A 16,287-nucleotide genomic window follows, 5' to 3' on the forward strand; every position below is an offset into this window, starting at 1 on the left:
GCCGAGCGCGGACAGACGCCGCTTGTGCGTCAGGCCGGCCAGCGGGTTGGTCTGGTCCATGAACTGGGACAGCTGCGAGGTGCCGAAGAACTCCTTGATCGACGCCACGACCGGGCGGATGTTGATCAGGGTCTGCGGCGTGATGGCCTCGACGTCCTGCGTGGTCATGCGCTCGCGGACGACGCGCTCCATGCGGGCCAGGCCCAGACGGACCTGGTTCTGGATGAGCTCGCCGACGCTGCGCAGGCGGCGGTTGCCGAAGTGGTCGATGTCGTCGACCTCGACGATCACCGTGTCGACCGGCGCCTCGGCGGCGGCCGGCATGGAGTCCTCGCCGGCGTGCAGCCGGACGATGTACTCGATCGTGGCGACGATGTCCTCTTCGGTCAGCGTGCCCTGGGTGATCTCGCTACCGACCCCGAGCTTCTTGTTGATCTTGTAACGACCCACCTTGGCGAGGTCGTAGCGCTTGGGGTTGAAGTAGAGGTTCTCCAGCAGGGTCTGCGCCGACTCCTTGGTCGGCGGCTCACCCGGCCGCAGCTTGCGGTAGATGTCGAGCAGGGCGTCGTCCTGGCCGGACGTGTGGTCCTTCTCCAGGGTGGCGCGCATCGACTCGTACTGGCCGAAACGCTCGAGGATCTTCTCGTTGGTCCATCCCAGTGCCTTGAGAAGCACGGTGACGGCCTGCTTGCGCTTGCGGTCGATGCGCACACCGACGCTGTCGCGCTTGTCGATCTCGAACTCCAGCCAGGCACCCCTGGACGGGATGACCTTGCAGCCGTAGAGGTCCTTGTCCGAAGTCTTGTCGACATTACGTTCGAAATAGACTCCAGGGGACCGGACCAGCTGCGAGACGACGACACGCTCGGTGCCGTTGATGATGAAGGTGCCCTTCGGCGTCATGAGCGGGAAATCACCCATGAACACCGTCTGGCTCTTGATCTCACCGGTGGTGTTATTGATGAACTCCGCCGTCACGAACATCGGGGCGGAGAAGGTCATGTCCTTGTCTTTGCACTCATCTACTGAGTACTTGGGCGGTTCGAACCGGTGGTCGCGGAACGACAAGGACATGGTCCCCGAGAAGTCCTCGATGGGACTGATCTCTTCGAAGATCTCTTCGAGGCCCGACTGAGTCGGGACGTCCTTGCGCCCGGCCTGGCGAGCCGCCTCTACCCGGCCCTTCCACTTCTCGTTGCCGAGCAGCCAGTCGAAGGACTCGGTCTGCAGGGCGAGAAGGTCAGGAACTTCGAGGGGCTCCTGGATGCGCGAAAAAGAGACGCGACGGGGACCGGCGGGTACGGCGGAGGCGTTGCGCGAGGCTGCCAACAGATGTCCTTCCGAGGGCTCGCGGCGGACTGACTACACGCACGCCAGACAACCTCGCAACGTGAGCAAGCGGAGCGGGTCGTCAAAGGGCAGCGCAAAGGGGCAGTGTAGCCGAACGGCACACGCCTGTCCACTTCGCTCTCGCTGCATGCTTCACGTTGGTCGCAGCATCGCCCGTTCGAGCGGATACGTCAAGCCCGCTAGCCGTACTTTTCGCCGACTATGGGCCCGGACGCTGGGTTTTCTCCCCTGTGTGACCGGGCGCCTACCGTCAGGCCCAAGACGATACCCGCGAACGGGGACGGCTAACGCTCCGTCACACCGAGGGTCGAACCCATGCCGACAACCGGTGTGGTCGTGACTCAGGTACCCCTTGCATGGCGTTCACCAAACTCGTTTTTTGGTAACAATTGGAGGACGCGCCACGCCCGAGGCCCTCATGCGGTGCCGATCAGCGTCGACAGGTCGGCCACGAGCCAGCGGGCCTCCTGCCGGACCATGACGAACCTGGCTCGGTTCTGACTGATCTGCCGCTGGGGCTCCGCCTTGCCCGGGACCTCCTTGACGGTGCCCGTGTTCACGAAGAGCAGAATCTCCGCCCGGTCGGCTTCGGCCCGCTCCACGGCCGCCGCGACGACGGCCGCCGTCTGCACCGTCTTCTGTGCCCTGGCCTTGCTCCCCAGGGTCGCGGCGAGCTCTCTGTACTGGGCGGTCAGCGGGCCCGTGGTGTGCCCGGCCGCCCGGGCCAAATCCTGCTCGATCGTCCGGTAGTCGTACGAGAGCAGGTCGGGCGCCATCGAGCGGGCCGCGGCCAGCGCCTCCACCCCCGCGGCGTCGGCGTCGCGCATGGCCTTCAGGTCGAACCACATCATCCCCACCACCACGCCCAGAACCGTGACGACGGCCATCAGCCCGATCGTGACCGTCCTCACGGCACCTGCACCGCCTTCGACACCAGCCAGACGCCGCCGACCTTGGTCAGCTCCATCGACCACCGGTAGAACCGGTCCTGCGGGGGTGTCCTGGACCCCTCCCACCGGATGTCCACGTCGGCCACGACCAGCACCCTGGCGCTGCCCTCCGACAGCGAGACCAGACCGGTCGCACGCAGCACGCCGTTCTGCGTCACCTTGTTGGCGACCGTGGTGCTCTTCAGTCGCTGGAGGTTGCTCTCGTACTCATCGCGGGCTCCGCCGGTCGAGGTGGCCAGAATGCGTCGTACGTCGGTGTCGATGGTCTTGTAGTTCAGTGAGAGCAGGTTGACCGCGTGGGTGCCCGCCGCGTCGAGGACGGCCCGCCGGTCGTCCGCCCTCGCCTGCTCGTCGCGCGCCTGCGCGCCGAGCCACACACCCGCCCCCACCAGCAGCACCGCGAGCACGGTCAGCACGGCGACGAGCACCCGAGCCGGCCGAGCGGGGACGTCTGTCACGTTTGCTCACCCCTTCCGGCCGGTCGCCGGGATCATAACGCGCGAGCCGCCCCCAGACCGGCATTCGGCCGAGGTGGTAAGAGAGGCGGCGGCTACCTGACGCCGTTGAGGTGAGCATTGATCAGGCGGGGATACTCCTCCAGCCAGTTGCGACCGCGGTCGTCCACGAACGAGCCCTGGGGCGGGATCACCCCGTTGGCGGCCAGCCAGGTGCCCGGCGGACGCTGGGTGCGGCGCAGCCGGTTGCCGCTCGGCATCAGCTGCGGCGGGATCGGCGGCAGCGTGCCCGGGTCGTGACCCTGCTGCGCCTCCGCCTCCAGCTCGGAGATGTCCTTCTCCTCCGACATGCCGATGGGCCCGTGCTTGCGGGCGTTCAGGAACTGCCGCACCACCGGCTCGTCGCTGGACAGCAGCATCTCGCGCGGCCCGAACATGACCAGCTCGCGCCTGAACAGCAGCCCGATGTCGTCGGGGACCGTGCGCGCGGTGTTGATGTCGTGCGTGACGATCAGGAACGTCGCCTCGGTCTCGGCGTTGAGGTCGACGATGAGCTGGTTCAGGTACGCGGTGCGCACCGGATCGAGCCCCGAGTCAGGCTCGTCGAACAGGATGATCTCCGGGTCGAGCACCAGCGCCCTGGCCAGACCGGCCCGCTTGCGCATCCCGCCGGAGATCTCGCCGGGCAGCTTGCCCTCGGCCCCGACCAGGCCGACGAGCTCCATCTTCTCCATCACGATCTGGCGGATCTGGGACTCGGACCTCTTGGTGTGCTCGCGCAGCGGGAAGGCGACGTTGTCGTACAGGCTCAGCGAGCCGAACAGGGCGCCATCCTGGAACAGCACGCCGAACAGCCGGCGCAGCTCGTAGAGCTTGTTCTCGGTGCAGTTGGCCAGGTCGTGGCCGTCGATCCAGATGTGCCCGCGGTCCGGCCTGAGCAGCCCGACCAGCGTCTTCAGAAAGACCGACTTGCCCGTGCCGGACGGGCCCAGCAGCACCGAGATCTCACCCGCGGGCAGGGTGAGCGAGACGTCCTCCCAGATGACCTGCCGTCCGAACGACTTGGTCAGCCCGTCGACCACTACTTCGACGCCCACCGGTCACCTTCCCGTCGCGGGGGATACAGGTTGCCATCACGCTAGCGACGTTCGAGGAAATTGGAACCTATTCTAATAACTTGTTGCTGGGTGGTTATCAGGCGTCTCAGGGCCGGCCCGAACGGGCATTGAACGGCCCGCGGAAATCCGGGCACGCAAAAGGGGCGGCACACCCGGCACCTGGGTGTGACCGCCCCTCCTGGATGAAACGATCTCGGTGAGCGCCGGGAAACGGCGCCGCGAGAGGTGTTACTTGACGGTGACGGTCGCGCCGGCGCCCTCAAGGGCGGCCTTGGCCTTCTCCGCCTGCTCCTTGTTGACCTTGCCGTCGAAGACGTTCTTCGGAGCGCCGTCCACCAGGTCCTTGGCCTCCTTGAGACCGAGGGACGTGAGGGCGCGGATCTCCTTGATGACCTGGATCTTCTTGTCGCCGGCGGCCTCGAGGATGACGTCGAACTCGTCCTGCTCCTCGGCGGCGGCGGCCTCGCCACCGGCAGCGGCCGGGGCGGCGGCGGCGACCGCGACGGGGGCGGCGGCCTTGACGTCGAAGACCTCCTCGAACTGCTTCACGAACTCGGAGAGCTCAAGGAGGGTCATCTCCTTGAACGCGTCGAGCAGCTCGTCGGTGCTGAGCTTCGCCATGATGATTTCCTCCGTATGGGACTTGCGAAATTTAGGAACGGGACCGCGGAATCTGCGGCAATCCCCGTGTTACTCGCCCGCCTCTTCGCGCTTGGCGCGAAGGGCGTCGGCCAGCTGAGCCATGTTGGTGGGCAATGCGGCGAACATCGCGGCAGCAGCGCTCTGCTTCGCCTTGATCGCGCCAGCAAGCTTCGCGAGGAGGACCTCGCGGGACTCGAGGTCGGCGAGCTTGGTGATCTCGGCTGCGTCCAGCTTCTTGCCGTCGAGGACGCCGCCCTTGATCACCAGAAGGGGATTGGCCTTGGCGAAGTCACGCAGACCCTTGGCCGCCTCGACAACGTCGCCGTTGACGAAGGCGATCGCGGTGGGACCGGTGAGCAGGTCGTCGAGACCCGACATACCCGCCTCATTGGCCGCGATCTTGGTCAGGGTGTTCTTCGCCACGGCGAACTTCGCATTCTCACCGAGAGAGACGCGCAGCTGCTTGAGCTGGGCGACGGTGAGACCGCGGTACTCGGTCAGAACGGCGGCAGCGCTGCCTTCGAACTCGTTCTTGAGCTCGGCAACCGCTGTCGCCTTATCCGCCCTCGCCATGGGCCTCCTTCCAGATGTGCCGCCGGCGAAGTCCCGAGAATGAGAACAGCCCCGGGCGCAGGGCGCACACGGGGCTCGTACGCATGGATCACCATGCGGGAAACTCGTATTCACACCTGCGTGGGCCGTCCGCAGAAAGCGGATCCTTCGGTCGCCAGGTCATGAGGCACCTGACGACGACCGACGGTCTTTGGCATCGACCAGACTACGGCCTGGTCGCCGAGTTTCCAAATCGTTCTCAGTTGGTGGTGCCCTTCGGCAGCTCACCGACCTGGTCGGCAGGCGGAGCCTCGATCTTCACCGGCTCGTTGAAGCCCTTGAAGAACAGGGTGGCGTTGAGCGTGGCGCCCTCCTTGGCACCGCTCAGCGCGAGCTTGCGGGGCAGGCCGTCACTGTCGACCCAGATGTCGAACTTGACGTCCTTGAGCTCCGCGAGGTTGCGGCTCGCCTGCTCCCGCTGGTCGGCGGGGAGCTGCTGGACCGCCACGTCCACGGGGAACGTGCCGCTGTAGTGGGTGGTGTCGGCGCCGTCGACGCTCTCGGTGCCGACGGACTTCACGTCCTTCGACGCCGTAACCATCTTGGTGACGCTGGCCAGGTCGAACTGCTGGATCTGGTCGAGGTACTGCTTCACCTCACCGGAGCCGCCCATCTCGGAGAGCGACACCTTGATCCACGGCTTGGTCGCGCCGACGAGCTCCTTGAGGGCCTCGACCTTGACGTAGACGACGTCGCCCTGCAGGACGGCGCGCACGCCGCCGGGCAGGCCCTTGCCGCCCATGTCGAGGGTGTCGAGGGTGAGGTCGGCGGCGAGCTGCGGCTTGCTCTGGTAGAGCATCCGGCCCTGGACCTTGCCCTTGCTCTCCTGGGGATGCGCCGTTTCTACGACGGCGTCGACGGTGTAGCTGGTGACCTCCGCGGTCTTCTGCGCGGCCTGCGCGAGCACCTCGGAGGCGGCCAGGTTGACCTGGATAGGTTGCGCGTTCGACCCGCAACCGGCTACGGCGACCGCGACCAGTGCGGCGCCGGCCGCGGCGGTGGCGAGATTAATCCTGCGCTTCAGCATGTTTTGACCCTACGTGTAGGCGCTCGGAACATGGCGACTTCCCGCAAGATCTCGGGGAAAACCCAGGGTCATCCCGGACCGCCGGGATGCCGGGAACGCGAACGGCCCCCGCCCGACGATCGGGCGGAGGCCGTTCAGGGGAGCGCGTTGACCCGCTCACGCCTCCAGGTCGGCGGTGAGGCCGCGGGTGGCGTTGGGGTCGACCGGGACGCCGGGGCCCATGGTCGTCGAGAAGGTGACCTTCTTGACGTAGCGGCCCTTGGCGGCCGACGGCTTGAGCCTGAGCACCTCGTCGAGGGCGGCGGCGTAGTTCTCGATGAGCTGGCGGTCACCGAACGACGTCTTGCCGATGATGAAGTGCAGGTTGGCCTGCCGGTCGGTGCGGAACTCGATCTTTCCGCCCTTGATCTCGGTCACGGCCTTGGCGACGTCGGGCGTCACGGTGCCGGTCTTGGGGTTGGGCATGAGACCGCGGGGGCCGAGGACCCGGCCGAGACGGCCGACCTTGCCCATGAGGTCGGGCGTGGCCACGACCGCGTCGAACTCGCCGAGGCGGTTGCCCTTGGCGATCTCGTCGATCAGCTCGTCGGCGCCGACGATGTCGGCGCCCGCCTCGCGGGCCGCCTCGGCACGGTCACCGGTCGCGAAGACCAGGACCCGGGCGGTCTTGCCGGTGCCGTGCGGAAGGTTGACCGTGCCGCGCACGATCTGGTCGGCCTTGCGAGGGTCGACACCCAGTCGCAGCGCCACCTCAACGGTGGCGTCGAACTTGGTGGCCGAGGTCTCCTTGGCGAGCTTCGCCGCCTCGGCGGGTGAGTAGAGCTTGTCGCGGTCGATCTTCGCCGCGGCGTCCTTGTGCGCCTTGCTGCGCTGCATGTCTGTCTCCTAGTGGTGCGCGGGCCGTGCCGGCCCTCCCACGGGTCGAAAAAGTCTCAGTCGGCGACGGTGATGCCCATCGACCGGGCGGTGCCGGCGATGATCTTCTCGGCGGCCTCGACGTCGTTGGCGTTGAGGTCGGGCATCTTGGTCTCGGCGATGCTGCGAAGCTGCTCGCGGCTGAGCTTGCCGACCTTGTCCTTGTGCGGGACCGCGCTGCCCTTGTCGATGCCCAGAGCCTTCTTGATCAGCTCGGGCGCCGGCGGCGTCTTCGTGACGAAGGTGAAGCTGCGGTCTTCGAAGATGGTGATCTCAACGGGGATGATGTTGCCCCGCTGGGCCTCCGTCGCAGCGTTGTACTGCTTGACGAAGTCCATGATGTTGACGCCGTGCGGACCGAGGGCGGTGCCGACAGGCGGAGCGGGCGTGGCCTGGCCAGCGGGAAGCTGGACCTTGACCAGGGCCGCCACTTTCTTCTTTGGAGGCATGGTTGAACTCTCCGGGTCCTGGATTACATGAAACCCCCACAGGCGCGGAGTGAAGGCCGGGAGCCGGACGTTGGCGACGCCGAACTCGGCTCACTCCCACGGGGCGTGAGGACGACTAACTAGTGTATGTGATCGTCTTAGATCTTTGAGACCTGGTTGAACGACAGCTCCACCGGGGTCTCGCGGCCGAAGATCGAGACGAGCACCTTGAGCTTCTGCGACTCGGGGCTGATCTCGCTCACCGAGGCGGGCAGCGTGGCGAACGGGCCGTCCATGACCGTGACCGACTCGCCGATCTCGAACTCGACCGTCGGGCCGGTGGCGGTCTTGGCCGCGGCCTTCTTGCTCTCCTCGGAGGGCTCCGGGGCGAGCAGCTTGGCGACCTCGTCGATGCTGAGCGGGCTCGGCTTGTTGGACAGGCCCACGAAGCCGGTCACACCGGGCGTGTTGCGCACCGCGGCCCACGACTCGTCGGTCAGCTCCATGCGCACCAGCACATAGCCGGGCAGCACGCGCTCCTTGACCGGCACCTTCTTGCCGCTCTTGAACTCCTGGACGGTGTGCGTCGGCACCTCGACCTGGTAGATGTAGTCCTCCATGTTGAGCGACACGTTGCGGCTCTCGATGTTGGACTTCACGCGGTTCTCGTAGCCGGCGTAGGAGTGGATCACGTACCACTCGCCGGGCTGACCGCGCAGGGAACGCTTGAACTCTTCGATCGGGTCGACGTCGGGCAGGACGTCACCGTCTTCGTCGACGGCGGGAGCCTCGTCGGTGGCCTCGTCGCTCTCCGCGACCTCGGCGTCGACGGTCTCCTCAGTGGCCTCGACGGCCTCTTCCGACTCGTCGCCCCACTTGTCGCGGGGCTCCTCCGCCGGCACTGAAGACTCGGACACGGTGACTCTTCCTCTTTCGTCGAATCGAACGGCGACTCCGTCAGGTGTCTCCGGCGGCGTCAGGTCAGGCCCCGCCGAAGATGCGGAGCACGGCCCACCCGAGAGCGCTGTCGAGTCCGTACACGATGGCAACCATGATCAGAACGAATATCAGAACGACCGTGGTATAGGTGATGAGATCCTTGCGTGTCGGCCAGATGACCTTGCGGAGCTCGTTGACGACCTGCCGGTAGAAAAGGGCAGGGGTCGTGCGAGTCTTCTTCTCGCCACTAGGCTTGTCTGCGGTCTCGCCGCGCGTGTCGATCGCCACAGTCCTCACCTGAATCTGTCGGTATCCAACGCAGGTTGCGGCGCGCTTACACGCCTTCATTGCGCGGACCGCACTCGCAGGGCACGAGGGACTCGAACCCCCAACCGCCGGTTTTGGAGACCGGTGCGCTACCAATTGCGCCAGTGCCCTATGTCGCCAACCACACTACCCTGATCGGCTCACTGCCTGGACCGAACCGCACGTCGACATGCGGCGGCACGACCAGGCCAAAGTGTAACGGGGTAAAGGCCGTTCCGTCGAACCAGAACCGATCGCGCAGGTCATGCCGCTCATGAGGGCCGCGTGGGAGCATGGAGACATGTCCACTCGACCCCGTGTCTCCACACGGATCTCCGCGATTTCCGAGTCCGCCACGCTCGCCGTGGACGCCAAGGCCAAGGCGATGAAGGCGGCGGGCCGCCCGGTCATCGGTTTCGGGGCGGGCGAGCCCGACTTTCCGACACCCGGCTACATCGTCGAGGCGGCGGTGGCGGCGGCGCGCGAGCCCCGTTTCCACAAGTACACCCCGGCCGGCGGGCTGCCCGAGCTCAGGCAGGCGGTGGCCGCCAAGACGCTGCGCGACTCCGGCTACCGGGTCGAGCCGTCCCAGGTGCTGATCACCAACGGCGGCAAGCAGGCCGTCTACGAGGCGTTCGCCACGCTGCTCGACCCGGGTGACGAGGTCCTGGTCGTGGCGCCCTACTGGACGACCTACCCCGAGGCGGTCAAGCTGGCCGGGGGCGTCCAGGTCGACGTCGTCACCGACGAGACGACCGGCTACCTCGCGAGCGTCGAGCAGCTGGAGGCGGCGCGCACCGCGCGTACCAAGGTGCTGTTGTTCGTCTCGCCGTCCAACCCGACCGGCGCCGTCCACTCGCCCGAGCAGACCGCGGCGATCGGCCGCTGGGCGGCCGAGCACGGCCTCTGGGTCGTCACCGACGAGATCTACGAGCATCTCGTGTACGGCGACACCGAGTTCACCAGCATCGCCACGGCCGTTCCCGAGTTGGGCGACCGGGTCGTCATCCTCAACGGAGTGGCCAAGACCTACGCGATGACGGGCTGGCGTGTCGGCTGGCTGATCGGCCCGCCCGACGTCGTCAAGGCGGCGACCAACCTGCAGTCGCACGCCACCTCCAACGTCGCGAACGTGTCCCAGATGGCCGCGCTGGCCGCCGTCTCGGGTGACCTGTCGGCCGTGGAGCGGATGCGCGAGGCGTTCGACCGGCGCCGCCAGACGATGGTGCGCATGCTCAACGAGATCCCGGGCGTGTTCTGCCCCGAGCCGAAGGGCGCGTTCTACGCCTACCCGTCGGTCAAGGAGCTCATCGGCAAGGAGCTGCGCGGCAGGCGTCCGCGATCGTCGGCGGAGCTGGCCGAGCTGATCCTGGAGGAGGCCGAGGTCGCGGTCGTCCCGGGCGAGGCGTTCGGCACTCCCGGCTACTTCCGCCTGTCCTACGCGCTGGGCGACGACGACCTGGTCGAGGGCGTCAGCCGGCTGGCCAAGCTGCTCGCCGAGGCGCGCTGACCGCTCAGGAGCCTTCCTTGGGGGCGACCCCCGCGGCGACGCGGTCCAGCTCGCGGGCGAGCCCTGGTGTGACCGAGACGTAGACAGCGGTGCCGGGCCGTTCGAGCCACATGTAGTTGCGCACGTCGCCGCGCGTGTGCCAGCGCAGCGCGGGCTTGCCCAGGTGGGCGGTGAGGGCGGAGCGGGTGACCAGCGAGGCGAACCTCTCGGCCGAGCGCACCCCGCACACGACGCCGACGCGCAGCTCCTCGCCGCCGCCACGCCAGGACGCTCCCCGCACCTTGAGTCGTTCGGTGAGCGAACTGATCTGCGCGAACCCCCGGCCCCGGGTCAGCCCTTCGGGCAGGTAGGTGATCGTCAAGGGCCCGGACCCGCAGGTCAGGGCGGGCCCCTCCTCGGCGGCGGGTGCCGGGACGGGGCTGGAGCGGGCGAGGCTGGGCTCGGCCGCCGGCGCGCCGCATCCGGACAGTGCCAGCACGAGAACGACCGGTGCCAGGCGCCGCATCAGCCCCCCTTGGCTATACGAGTGGGTGACCAGGGAAAAGCCTTAGTCTCCTACAGGAGCCCGCACCGAGGCGGCAAGAGGGAGAAGCTCCCTGCCGAGTGATTCGCTCACCCGGATCCACGCTCCGGTGCCGACCCGCTCCAGCCAGACGATCATCCGGCCGCCGCTCGGGGGCCGGCCGACCATGGCGGGCCGGCCGCGGATCGTGGTGCCCCTGGCGTCCGCCAGGGAGACCCGCTCGCGGTAGGACTCCCAGTCCGCTGCCACCGTACCGCGCTCGACCTGCGCCTCGACGTACCTGCCGGCGGAGCCGAACCTGGCCCAGGCGCCTTCGACGCCTGGGCCGGGCGGGATCGCTCCCCCGCCCGTACGCCGCAGACCGGCGGGCAGATAGGTGAGCCAGAAGTCACCGGCGACCACCGCGAGCGTGGCCTTCGGGGCGGCGACGCCGCCGGGCCGCCCCACCGCGGGCCTACCGGGACCGCCGGTCGCCGGAACCGGCTCGACGGCCGGAACGGGCGTGGGCGACGCCGCGACCGTCGGCGTGGGCCGCCCGAACCCCGAGGAGAACAGCCCGTAGATGATCAGGGCGGTGACGCCGAAGGCGCCGGACGCGAGGGCGGCCCGCCGCCACTCAGCACTCCTCGGCCCCTCAGGCATCATGGACGACCGATCCCCGGCTTGACATCAACTGCCCCAGGAGTTTACTCGCGCAGTTCGATCCCTTCGGCGACCTTCCTCAGTTCGGCGGGTCCGTCGACCTTTCCGGCGTACATGGGGCTCAGGTACACCTCGACGGCCAGCCCCGCGCGCGGAACCCAGCCGATCGTGAGCGTCGTGTCGTCGGCGGCCTCCCGCACGGGCTTGCCGCCCTCGGTGACGTTCGTCAGGTAACCCTTCTCGCCGCCGATGTCCACGCGGCCGGGGAAGGTGCTGAGCCGCTGCCGGACGGAGCGGGCCGCCTGGCCCTCGAACACCACGACCTGGATGCCGTAACCGTCCTTCTCGTCGCCTCCTGGGGAGAACGTGGTGGTGTAGCTCGTCTTGCCAAACCCGTCCTTGCCCGACCACCTGCTCCAGGCCAGGCCCTCGGGCAGGTAGCCGAGGTGGATGCCGCCGAACGTCCGTCCGTCGCCCAGGTCGCCCAGGTCCTGTGGCATCGAGCTGGGCGGCTCGACGGTCAGCATGACCACCTCTCCCTTGCCCACTTCGGTCTCCGGGGCCGGGTCCTGCCGGCTCACGTTCCCCTTGGCTGTCTCCGTCTCGGGGTCGTTCACCACCAGCCCGGCGTCCCTCAGCGTCCTGACCGCGTCGGCGACGTCCATGCCCACGACTGACGGCACCTTCACCGGCGCGACCACCGCCCGGTTCTCGCCCGTGGTGAGCGGCGCGGTGGCGGGCCGCGCCGCCGGCTGGCCGGTGGTCAGCACCAGCGGGACCGCCACGGCGACGGCGGCGGTGGCGAGCGCGGCGCCGGCCGTACGGAATCTGACCACGTGCGCGCGGTGGCCGCGGCGCACGGCCCCGCCCAGCGTGGGAGAGGCCTGCACGTCGGCGACGTGGTCGGCCATGGCCTGCGCGAGCGCCTCCTCTGCCTTCATTGCAACGCTCCTTCTGTGATGTGCATGCGTTCGCGGATCCGGGCCAGGCCGCGCGCGGCCTGGGACTTCACGGTGCCGACCGAGCACCCCAGCTGGGCGGCGGTCGACGCCTCCGACTGGTCCTCCCAGTAGCGCAGGACGAGCACGGCCCGCATCTTCGGTGGCAGCCTGCGCAGCTCCTCGATGAGCGCGTCACGCAGGTCGAGGTCGGGAGAGTTCGCGGGGGTGTCGGGTGGCCGGGCGAACGTGATCTCCCGGATCACCCGGTTCCGGCGCGCCCTGCTGATGGCCGCGTTCACCACGATCCTGCGGGCGTACGCCTCGGGGTTGTCGCGCCGGATCCGGGACCAGTGCCGGTAGGTCTTCTCCAGCGCGTGCTGGACGAGATCCTCGGCGTCATGCCTGGTCGCACCGCAGACCAGGATCGCCGTGCGCAGGAGCGAGGTGCTCCGCGCGGCGAGGAACTCGTCGAATGCCGCTTCGTCTTCGTCCGTCATAGGCAAGGGTCCCCTTTCGCCCTCCCCAACGCACGAATCCTCCCCCGGGTTGAGTGGCAGGATATGGAAATGCCACGTCCGCTAGACAAGCTGCCCAAGGCACATCTGCACCTGCACTTCACCGGGTCCATGCGGCACTCGACGTTGATCGAGCTGGCCAGGGAGCAGGGGCTGCACCTACCCGACGCGCTCGAACAGGACTGGCCGCCCCGGTTGCGGGCCACCGACGAGCGGGGCTGGTTCAGGTTCCAGCGGCTGTACGACATCGCCCGGTCGGTGCTGGCCAAGCCCGAGCACGTCTACCGGCTGCTCCTGGAGACGGCCGAGGACGAGGCGACCGCCGGGTCGAGGTGGCTGGAGATCCAGGTCGATCCCTCGGGCTACGCGCAACGCTTCGGCGGGCTGACGGCCACGCTGGAGCTGGTGCTGGACGCGGCGGCCAGGGCGGCCGAGCGGGCGGGCATCGGGATGGCGGTGGTCGTCGCGGCCAACCGCACCCGGCATCCGCTCGACGCCAACACGCTGGCCCGGCTGGCCGCCCAGTACGCCGGCAAGGGCGTCGTCGGGTTCGGGCTGTCCAATGACGAGCGACGGGCGCAGGCGCGCGACTTCGACCGGGCGTTCAGGATCGCCAAGCGGGCGGGGCTGCTGGCCGTGCCCCACGGGGGCGAGTTGCTCGGGCCGCGCAGCATCGCGCAGTGCGTCGACGACCTGGAGGCCGACCGCGTGGGCCACGGGATCCGGGCGGCCGAGGACCAGCGGCTGATGGAGCGGCTGGCCGACCGGCAGATCTGCTGCGAGGTCTGCCCCACCTCCAACGTCGGGCTCGGGGTGGCCGAACGGGCCGCCGACGTGCCGGTGCGGCGGCTGTTCGACTCGGGGGTGCCGATCGCGCTGGGCTCCGACGACCCGCTGCTGTTCGGTTCGCGGCTGTTGCGGCAGTACGAGCTGGCACGCGACGTGTACGCCTTCCGCGACGGCGAGATCGCCGAGCTGGCGCGGCAGTCGATCAGGTCGTCGTCCGCGCCGGAGGCGCTGCGCAAGGAGCTGATGAAGGAGATCGACGACTGGCTGATGACTCCCCCACCGGAGTCGTCAGCGGAGTCGTCACCCCAGTGAGGCGGCTCGTCAGCGGAGTGAGGCGGCGATCTCCGCGGCTCGTTCCTTGGTCCCGGCGCCTTCCAGGCGGTAACCGACGGCGCCCGACTGCCAGATGAGGGTCGGGGCCGCCTGACGCAGCGGGACCGAGGTGCCGTCGTCGCGCTCGATGTAGCCGAGCGGGTGGCTGCCGCCGATCCACCAGGCCGTGGTGGTGCCGAGCGGCACGTCCTGGGGATGGGGCGGGCCCAGCCGCTTGAAGAAGAAGGGCTCCATGGTGCCGTCGAACTGGTCGAGCCGGATGCCGTCCGGCCAGAACATCGACGCCACCCGCCCGTCGTCGCCGACCGTGGCCGCGCTGGGCGGGCCCAGGGCGGCCGGGGTCCTGACCGTGAAGGCGACCAGGGAGCCCAGCCTCCTCGGCTCGACCTCGCGCTCCCCCGGCAGCGTGGTGGGGGTGATCACCGGTGCCGGGGTCTCGCCCAGGCGCAGCTCGATGCCGGCGTACCTGAGGATCGCGGTGACCGCCGCCCGCCCCTGGGGGGTGGCGGCCGTGACGGCGACGACGGCGAGCACCACGGCCACGACGACCGTCCACCTCCTGCGCCGGATGCCAGGCCGAGCCGGCCGCCGCTTCCGGGCAGGCTCAGGAGCCAGCTCAGGAGCGGGCTTGGGCGCGGGCGTCTCGGGCGCGGGCTCGGGCGCGGGCTCGGGCGCGGTCCCGGGCGCGGTCCCGGGCGCGGTCCCGGGCGCGGTCCCGGGCGCGGGCTCGGGCGCGGGCTCGGGCGCGGTCCCGGAGGCGCTCTCCGGGGTGGCGCCGGTGGCGAGGCGGGTGCGGACCGCGGCGGCCACGTCGGCGGGCGGCGGCGCGGGGACGTCGAGTGAGGCGCCCAGGTCGAGAAGCCGGGCTTCGAGGTCGTCGAACGACTCATGCGAGCTCACCGCCCACCCCCTCTCTGAGCCGGGCCAGACCGCGATGGGTGCTGGACTTGACGGTGCCCAGGGGCCAGTCGAGCACCTGGGCGGTCTCCGCTTCGGACAGCTGTAAGAAGTACCGGCAGACCACGGCCTGGCGTTCCCGTTCGGGCAGCCGGCGCACCGCGTCCAGGAGGCGGGCGCGGCGGTCGGTGGCCACCGCGGTGCCCGCCGGGTCGTCCGGGGCCGCGACCTCGGCCGTGGCGCCGAGGCGCGCGGTCAGCTCGGACCTGCGCCCGCGCGAACGGTTGAGGTTGTGGGTCTCGTTGGCCACGATGCGCAGCAGCCACGGCCGGAACGGCGCGTCGCGGCGGAACGACGACAGGTGCCTGAACGCCTTGACGAACGCCTCCTGCACCACGTCCTCCGCCTCGTCCCCCGCTCCCAGCAGGGCGGCCGTACGGTGGGCGAGCGCGCTGTAGCGGGTGACCAGCGCCTCGTAGGCGCTCAGGTCACCGGCGAGTGAGCGGCCGATCGCCTCGTCGTCGTCCATGGCGAATCAGATTCCATCCCAGAACAGGGCACCAAGGGAAGGGCGTCGAGTCGATCAGGTGAGCCCGAAGCCGCGCCGGGCACTAGACTCTGGCAGATTCACGAGCCCTCGAAGGAACGGGACTATGTCTTCTGGGTATGACCGCGTAGTGCAACCGGCGGCCGGTGACGAGGCCCTGGAGAACCACCTCGGCGGGGACGAGGCGAAGAACTACCGGCAGTACGAGTTCGACATGGTCGCCCCGCATGTCGGCCGTTCGATGCTGGAGATCGGCTCGGGCCTGGGCCACTTCGCCGAGCAGTTCCTGCCGCGGCTCGACCGGCTCGTGGTGTCCGACTTCGACCCCTACTGCGTCGAGCAGCTCCGGCAGCGGTTCGCCGGGCGCGACGACATCGACGTGCTGCAGTTCGGCCTGCCGACCGACATCCCCCTTGAGGACAAGGTCGACACCGTCGTGATGATGAACGTCCTGGAGCACATCGAGGACGACGCCGAGGCGCTGCGCTCGCTGGCCCGCGTCACCCAGCCGGGCGGGCGCATCATCATCTGGGTGCCCGGCTACATGCAGCTCTACGGAGACTTCGACCGCAAGGTCGGCCACGTCCAGCGCTACACCCCCAAGACCCTCTCCGCGACGGTCGCCAGGGCGGGCCTCGACGTCGACGTGCTCAAGCCGATCAACTTCCTGGGCGGCATCGCCTGGTGGGCCGCGGTGCGGCGCGGCGGGGTCGGCTATCCCGACCCGCGCCTGGTCAAGATCTACGACCGCACGGTGGTGCCCGCGACCCGGCTGATCGAGCGGTTCATCCGGCCGCCGTTCGGCCAGACGGTCTTCTGCGTGGCCCGGGTGCCCTCCTGAGCACCCG

The 16,287-nt window shown here is 69.0% G+C and carries 20 protein-coding genes and 1 tRNA gene; 3 read left to right on the forward strand and 18 right to left on the reverse strand.

The features are described from left to right. The 12 genes from IEY82_RS12625 to IEY82_RS12680 form a co-directional block, all read right to left on the reverse strand. Nucleotides 1–1,329, reverse strand: a 1,329-nt coding sequence (locus IEY82_RS12625; RefSeq protein ID WP_506336433.1) for a DNA-directed RNA polymerase subunit beta family protein, incomplete at its 3' end; no start/stop codon positions are given. 437 nt (nucleotides 1,330–1,766) lie between these two features. Then, nucleotides 1,767–2,261, reverse strand: coding sequence for an Rv1363c family protein (locus IEY82_RS12630; protein WP_225263192.1), 495 nt, complete (start codon nucleotides 2,259–2,261; stop codon nucleotides 1,767–1,769). After that, the gene (locus IEY82_RS12635) at nucleotides 2,258–2,758 is read right to left on the reverse strand and encodes an Rv1363c family protein (RefSeq protein WP_189124278.1); all 501 of its coding nucleotides are present in this window, start codon (nucleotides 2,756–2,758) and stop codon (nucleotides 2,258–2,260) included. Before IEY82_RS12635 ends, IEY82_RS12630 begins: the two co-directional genes overlap by 4 nt. 92 nt (nucleotides 2,759–2,850) lie before the next feature. Continuing rightward, nucleotides 2,851–3,852 carry an ABC transporter ATP-binding protein gene (locus IEY82_RS12640; RefSeq protein WP_189124279.1) on the reverse strand — a complete coding sequence of 334 codons (1,002 nt, stop codon included), beginning with the start codon at nucleotides 3,850–3,852 and terminating at the stop codon, nucleotides 2,851–2,853. A 249-nt stretch (nucleotides 3,853–4,101) separates the two neighbouring features. Continuing rightward, entirely contained in the window at nucleotides 4,102–4,494 is a 393-nt protein-coding gene (gene rplL / locus IEY82_RS12645; protein WP_189124280.1) for a 50S ribosomal protein L7/L12, read from the reverse strand. 69 nt (nucleotides 4,495–4,563) lie between these two features. Beyond that, nucleotides 4,564–5,088, reverse strand: a complete 525-nt coding sequence (gene rplJ, locus IEY82_RS12650) for a 50S ribosomal protein L10 (protein ID WP_189124281.1) — start codon at nucleotides 5,086–5,088, stop codon at nucleotides 4,564–4,566. 238 nt (nucleotides 5,089–5,326) lie between these two features. Beyond that, entirely contained in the window at nucleotides 5,327–6,154 is an 828-nt protein-coding gene (locus tag IEY82_RS12655) for an SCO4651 family lipoprotein (RefSeq protein WP_225263194.1), read from the reverse strand. Nucleotides 6,155–6,310: 156 nt separating this feature from the next. Then, the gene (rplA, locus tag IEY82_RS12660) at nucleotides 6,311–7,030 is read right to left on the reverse strand and encodes a 50S ribosomal protein L1 (RefSeq protein ID WP_189124282.1); all 720 of its coding nucleotides are present in this window, start codon (nucleotides 7,028–7,030) and stop codon (nucleotides 6,311–6,313) included. Nucleotides 7,031–7,086: 56 nt separating this feature from the next. Next, complete coding sequence (rplK, locus tag IEY82_RS12665) at nucleotides 7,087–7,518, reverse strand: 50S ribosomal protein L11 (protein WP_189124283.1); 432 nt, start codon at nucleotides 7,516–7,518, stop codon at nucleotides 7,087–7,089. 137 nt (nucleotides 7,519–7,655) lie between these two features. After that, nucleotides 7,656–8,414 carry a transcription termination/antitermination protein NusG gene (gene nusG, locus IEY82_RS12670; protein ID WP_189124284.1) on the reverse strand — a complete coding sequence of 253 codons (759 nt, stop codon included), beginning with the start codon at nucleotides 8,412–8,414 and terminating at the stop codon, nucleotides 7,656–7,658. 64 nt (nucleotides 8,415–8,478) lie between these two features. After that, the gene (gene secE, locus IEY82_RS12675) at nucleotides 8,479–8,724 is read right to left on the reverse strand and encodes a preprotein translocase subunit SecE (protein WP_189124285.1); all 246 of its coding nucleotides are present in this window, start codon (nucleotides 8,722–8,724) and stop codon (nucleotides 8,479–8,481) included. A gap of 77 nt (nucleotides 8,725–8,801) precedes the next feature. Then, a tRNA-Trp gene (locus IEY82_RS12680) sits at nucleotides 8,802–8,874 on the reverse strand. Nucleotides 8,875–9,043: 169 nt separating this feature from the next. Between IEY82_RS12680 and IEY82_RS12685 the strand changes: the two genes are divergently transcribed. After that, nucleotides 9,044–10,252 carry a pyridoxal phosphate-dependent aminotransferase gene (locus IEY82_RS12685; RefSeq protein ID WP_189124286.1) on the forward strand — a complete coding sequence of 403 codons (1,209 nt, stop codon included), beginning with the start codon at nucleotides 9,044–9,046 and terminating at the stop codon, nucleotides 10,250–10,252. 4 nt (nucleotides 10,253–10,256) lie between these two features. Here the strand turns inward: IEY82_RS12685 and IEY82_RS12690 are convergent, their stop codons facing one another. Genes IEY82_RS12690 through IEY82_RS12705 form a run of 4 tightly spaced genes read right to left on the reverse strand, consistent with a single transcriptional unit; the run spans nucleotide 10,257 to nucleotide 12,855 of the window. Beyond that, nucleotides 10,257–10,757, reverse strand: a complete 501-nt coding sequence (locus IEY82_RS12690) for a YdgH/BhsA/McbA family protein (RefSeq protein ID WP_189124287.1) — start codon at nucleotides 10,755–10,757, stop codon at nucleotides 10,257–10,259. 42 nt (nucleotides 10,758–10,799) lie between these two features. After that, complete coding sequence (locus IEY82_RS12695; RefSeq protein ID WP_189124288.1) at nucleotides 10,800–11,420, reverse strand: hypothetical protein; 621 nt, start codon at nucleotides 11,418–11,420, stop codon at nucleotides 10,800–10,802. A 41-nt stretch (nucleotides 11,421–11,461) separates the two neighbouring features. Then, a complete protein-coding gene (locus IEY82_RS12700) occupies nucleotides 11,462–12,358 on the reverse strand; it encodes a PASTA domain-containing protein (protein ID WP_189124289.1) in 897 nt (298 codons plus the stop codon). Continuing rightward, complete coding sequence (locus IEY82_RS12705) at nucleotides 12,355–12,855, reverse strand: SigE family RNA polymerase sigma factor (RefSeq protein WP_189124290.1); 501 nt, start codon at nucleotides 12,853–12,855, stop codon at nucleotides 12,355–12,357. The genes IEY82_RS12700 and IEY82_RS12705 overlap by 4 nt, the downstream gene beginning before the upstream one ends. Before the next feature lie 69 nt (nucleotides 12,856–12,924). Here IEY82_RS12705 and IEY82_RS12710 point away from each other — a divergent pair, with 69 nt between their 5' ends. Further along, nucleotides 12,925–13,974, forward strand: coding sequence for an adenosine deaminase (locus IEY82_RS12710; protein WP_189124291.1), 1,050 nt, complete (start codon nucleotides 12,925–12,927; stop codon nucleotides 13,972–13,974). Nucleotides 13,975–13,983: 9 nt separating this feature from the next. On the opposite strand, the gene IEY82_RS12715 is transcribed toward IEY82_RS12710, so the two are convergent. Together IEY82_RS12715 and IEY82_RS12720 are read right to left on the reverse strand one after the other, a co-directional pair. Then, nucleotides 13,984–14,895, reverse strand: coding sequence for a hypothetical protein (locus IEY82_RS12715; RefSeq protein ID WP_189124292.1), 912 nt, complete (start codon nucleotides 14,893–14,895; stop codon nucleotides 13,984–13,986). Continuing rightward, nucleotides 14,882–15,421, reverse strand: coding sequence for an RNA polymerase sigma factor (locus IEY82_RS12720; RefSeq protein ID WP_189124293.1), 540 nt, complete (start codon nucleotides 15,419–15,421; stop codon nucleotides 14,882–14,884). Before IEY82_RS12720 ends, IEY82_RS12715 begins: the two co-directional genes overlap by 14 nt. A 124-nt stretch (nucleotides 15,422–15,545) precedes the next feature. On the opposite strand from IEY82_RS12720, the gene IEY82_RS12725 reads away from it, so the two are divergent. Then, a complete protein-coding gene (locus IEY82_RS12725; RefSeq protein WP_189124294.1) occupies nucleotides 15,546–16,280 on the forward strand; it encodes a class I SAM-dependent methyltransferase in 735 nt (244 codons plus the stop codon). Nucleotides 16,281–16,287: the final 7 nt, after the last annotated feature.

This window comes from Nonomuraea cavernae (genome assembly GCF_014646355.1).
In the GTDB taxonomy this organism is placed as follows: Bacteria; Actinomycetota; Actinomycetes; order Streptosporangiales; family Streptosporangiaceae; genus Nonomuraea; species Nonomuraea cavernae.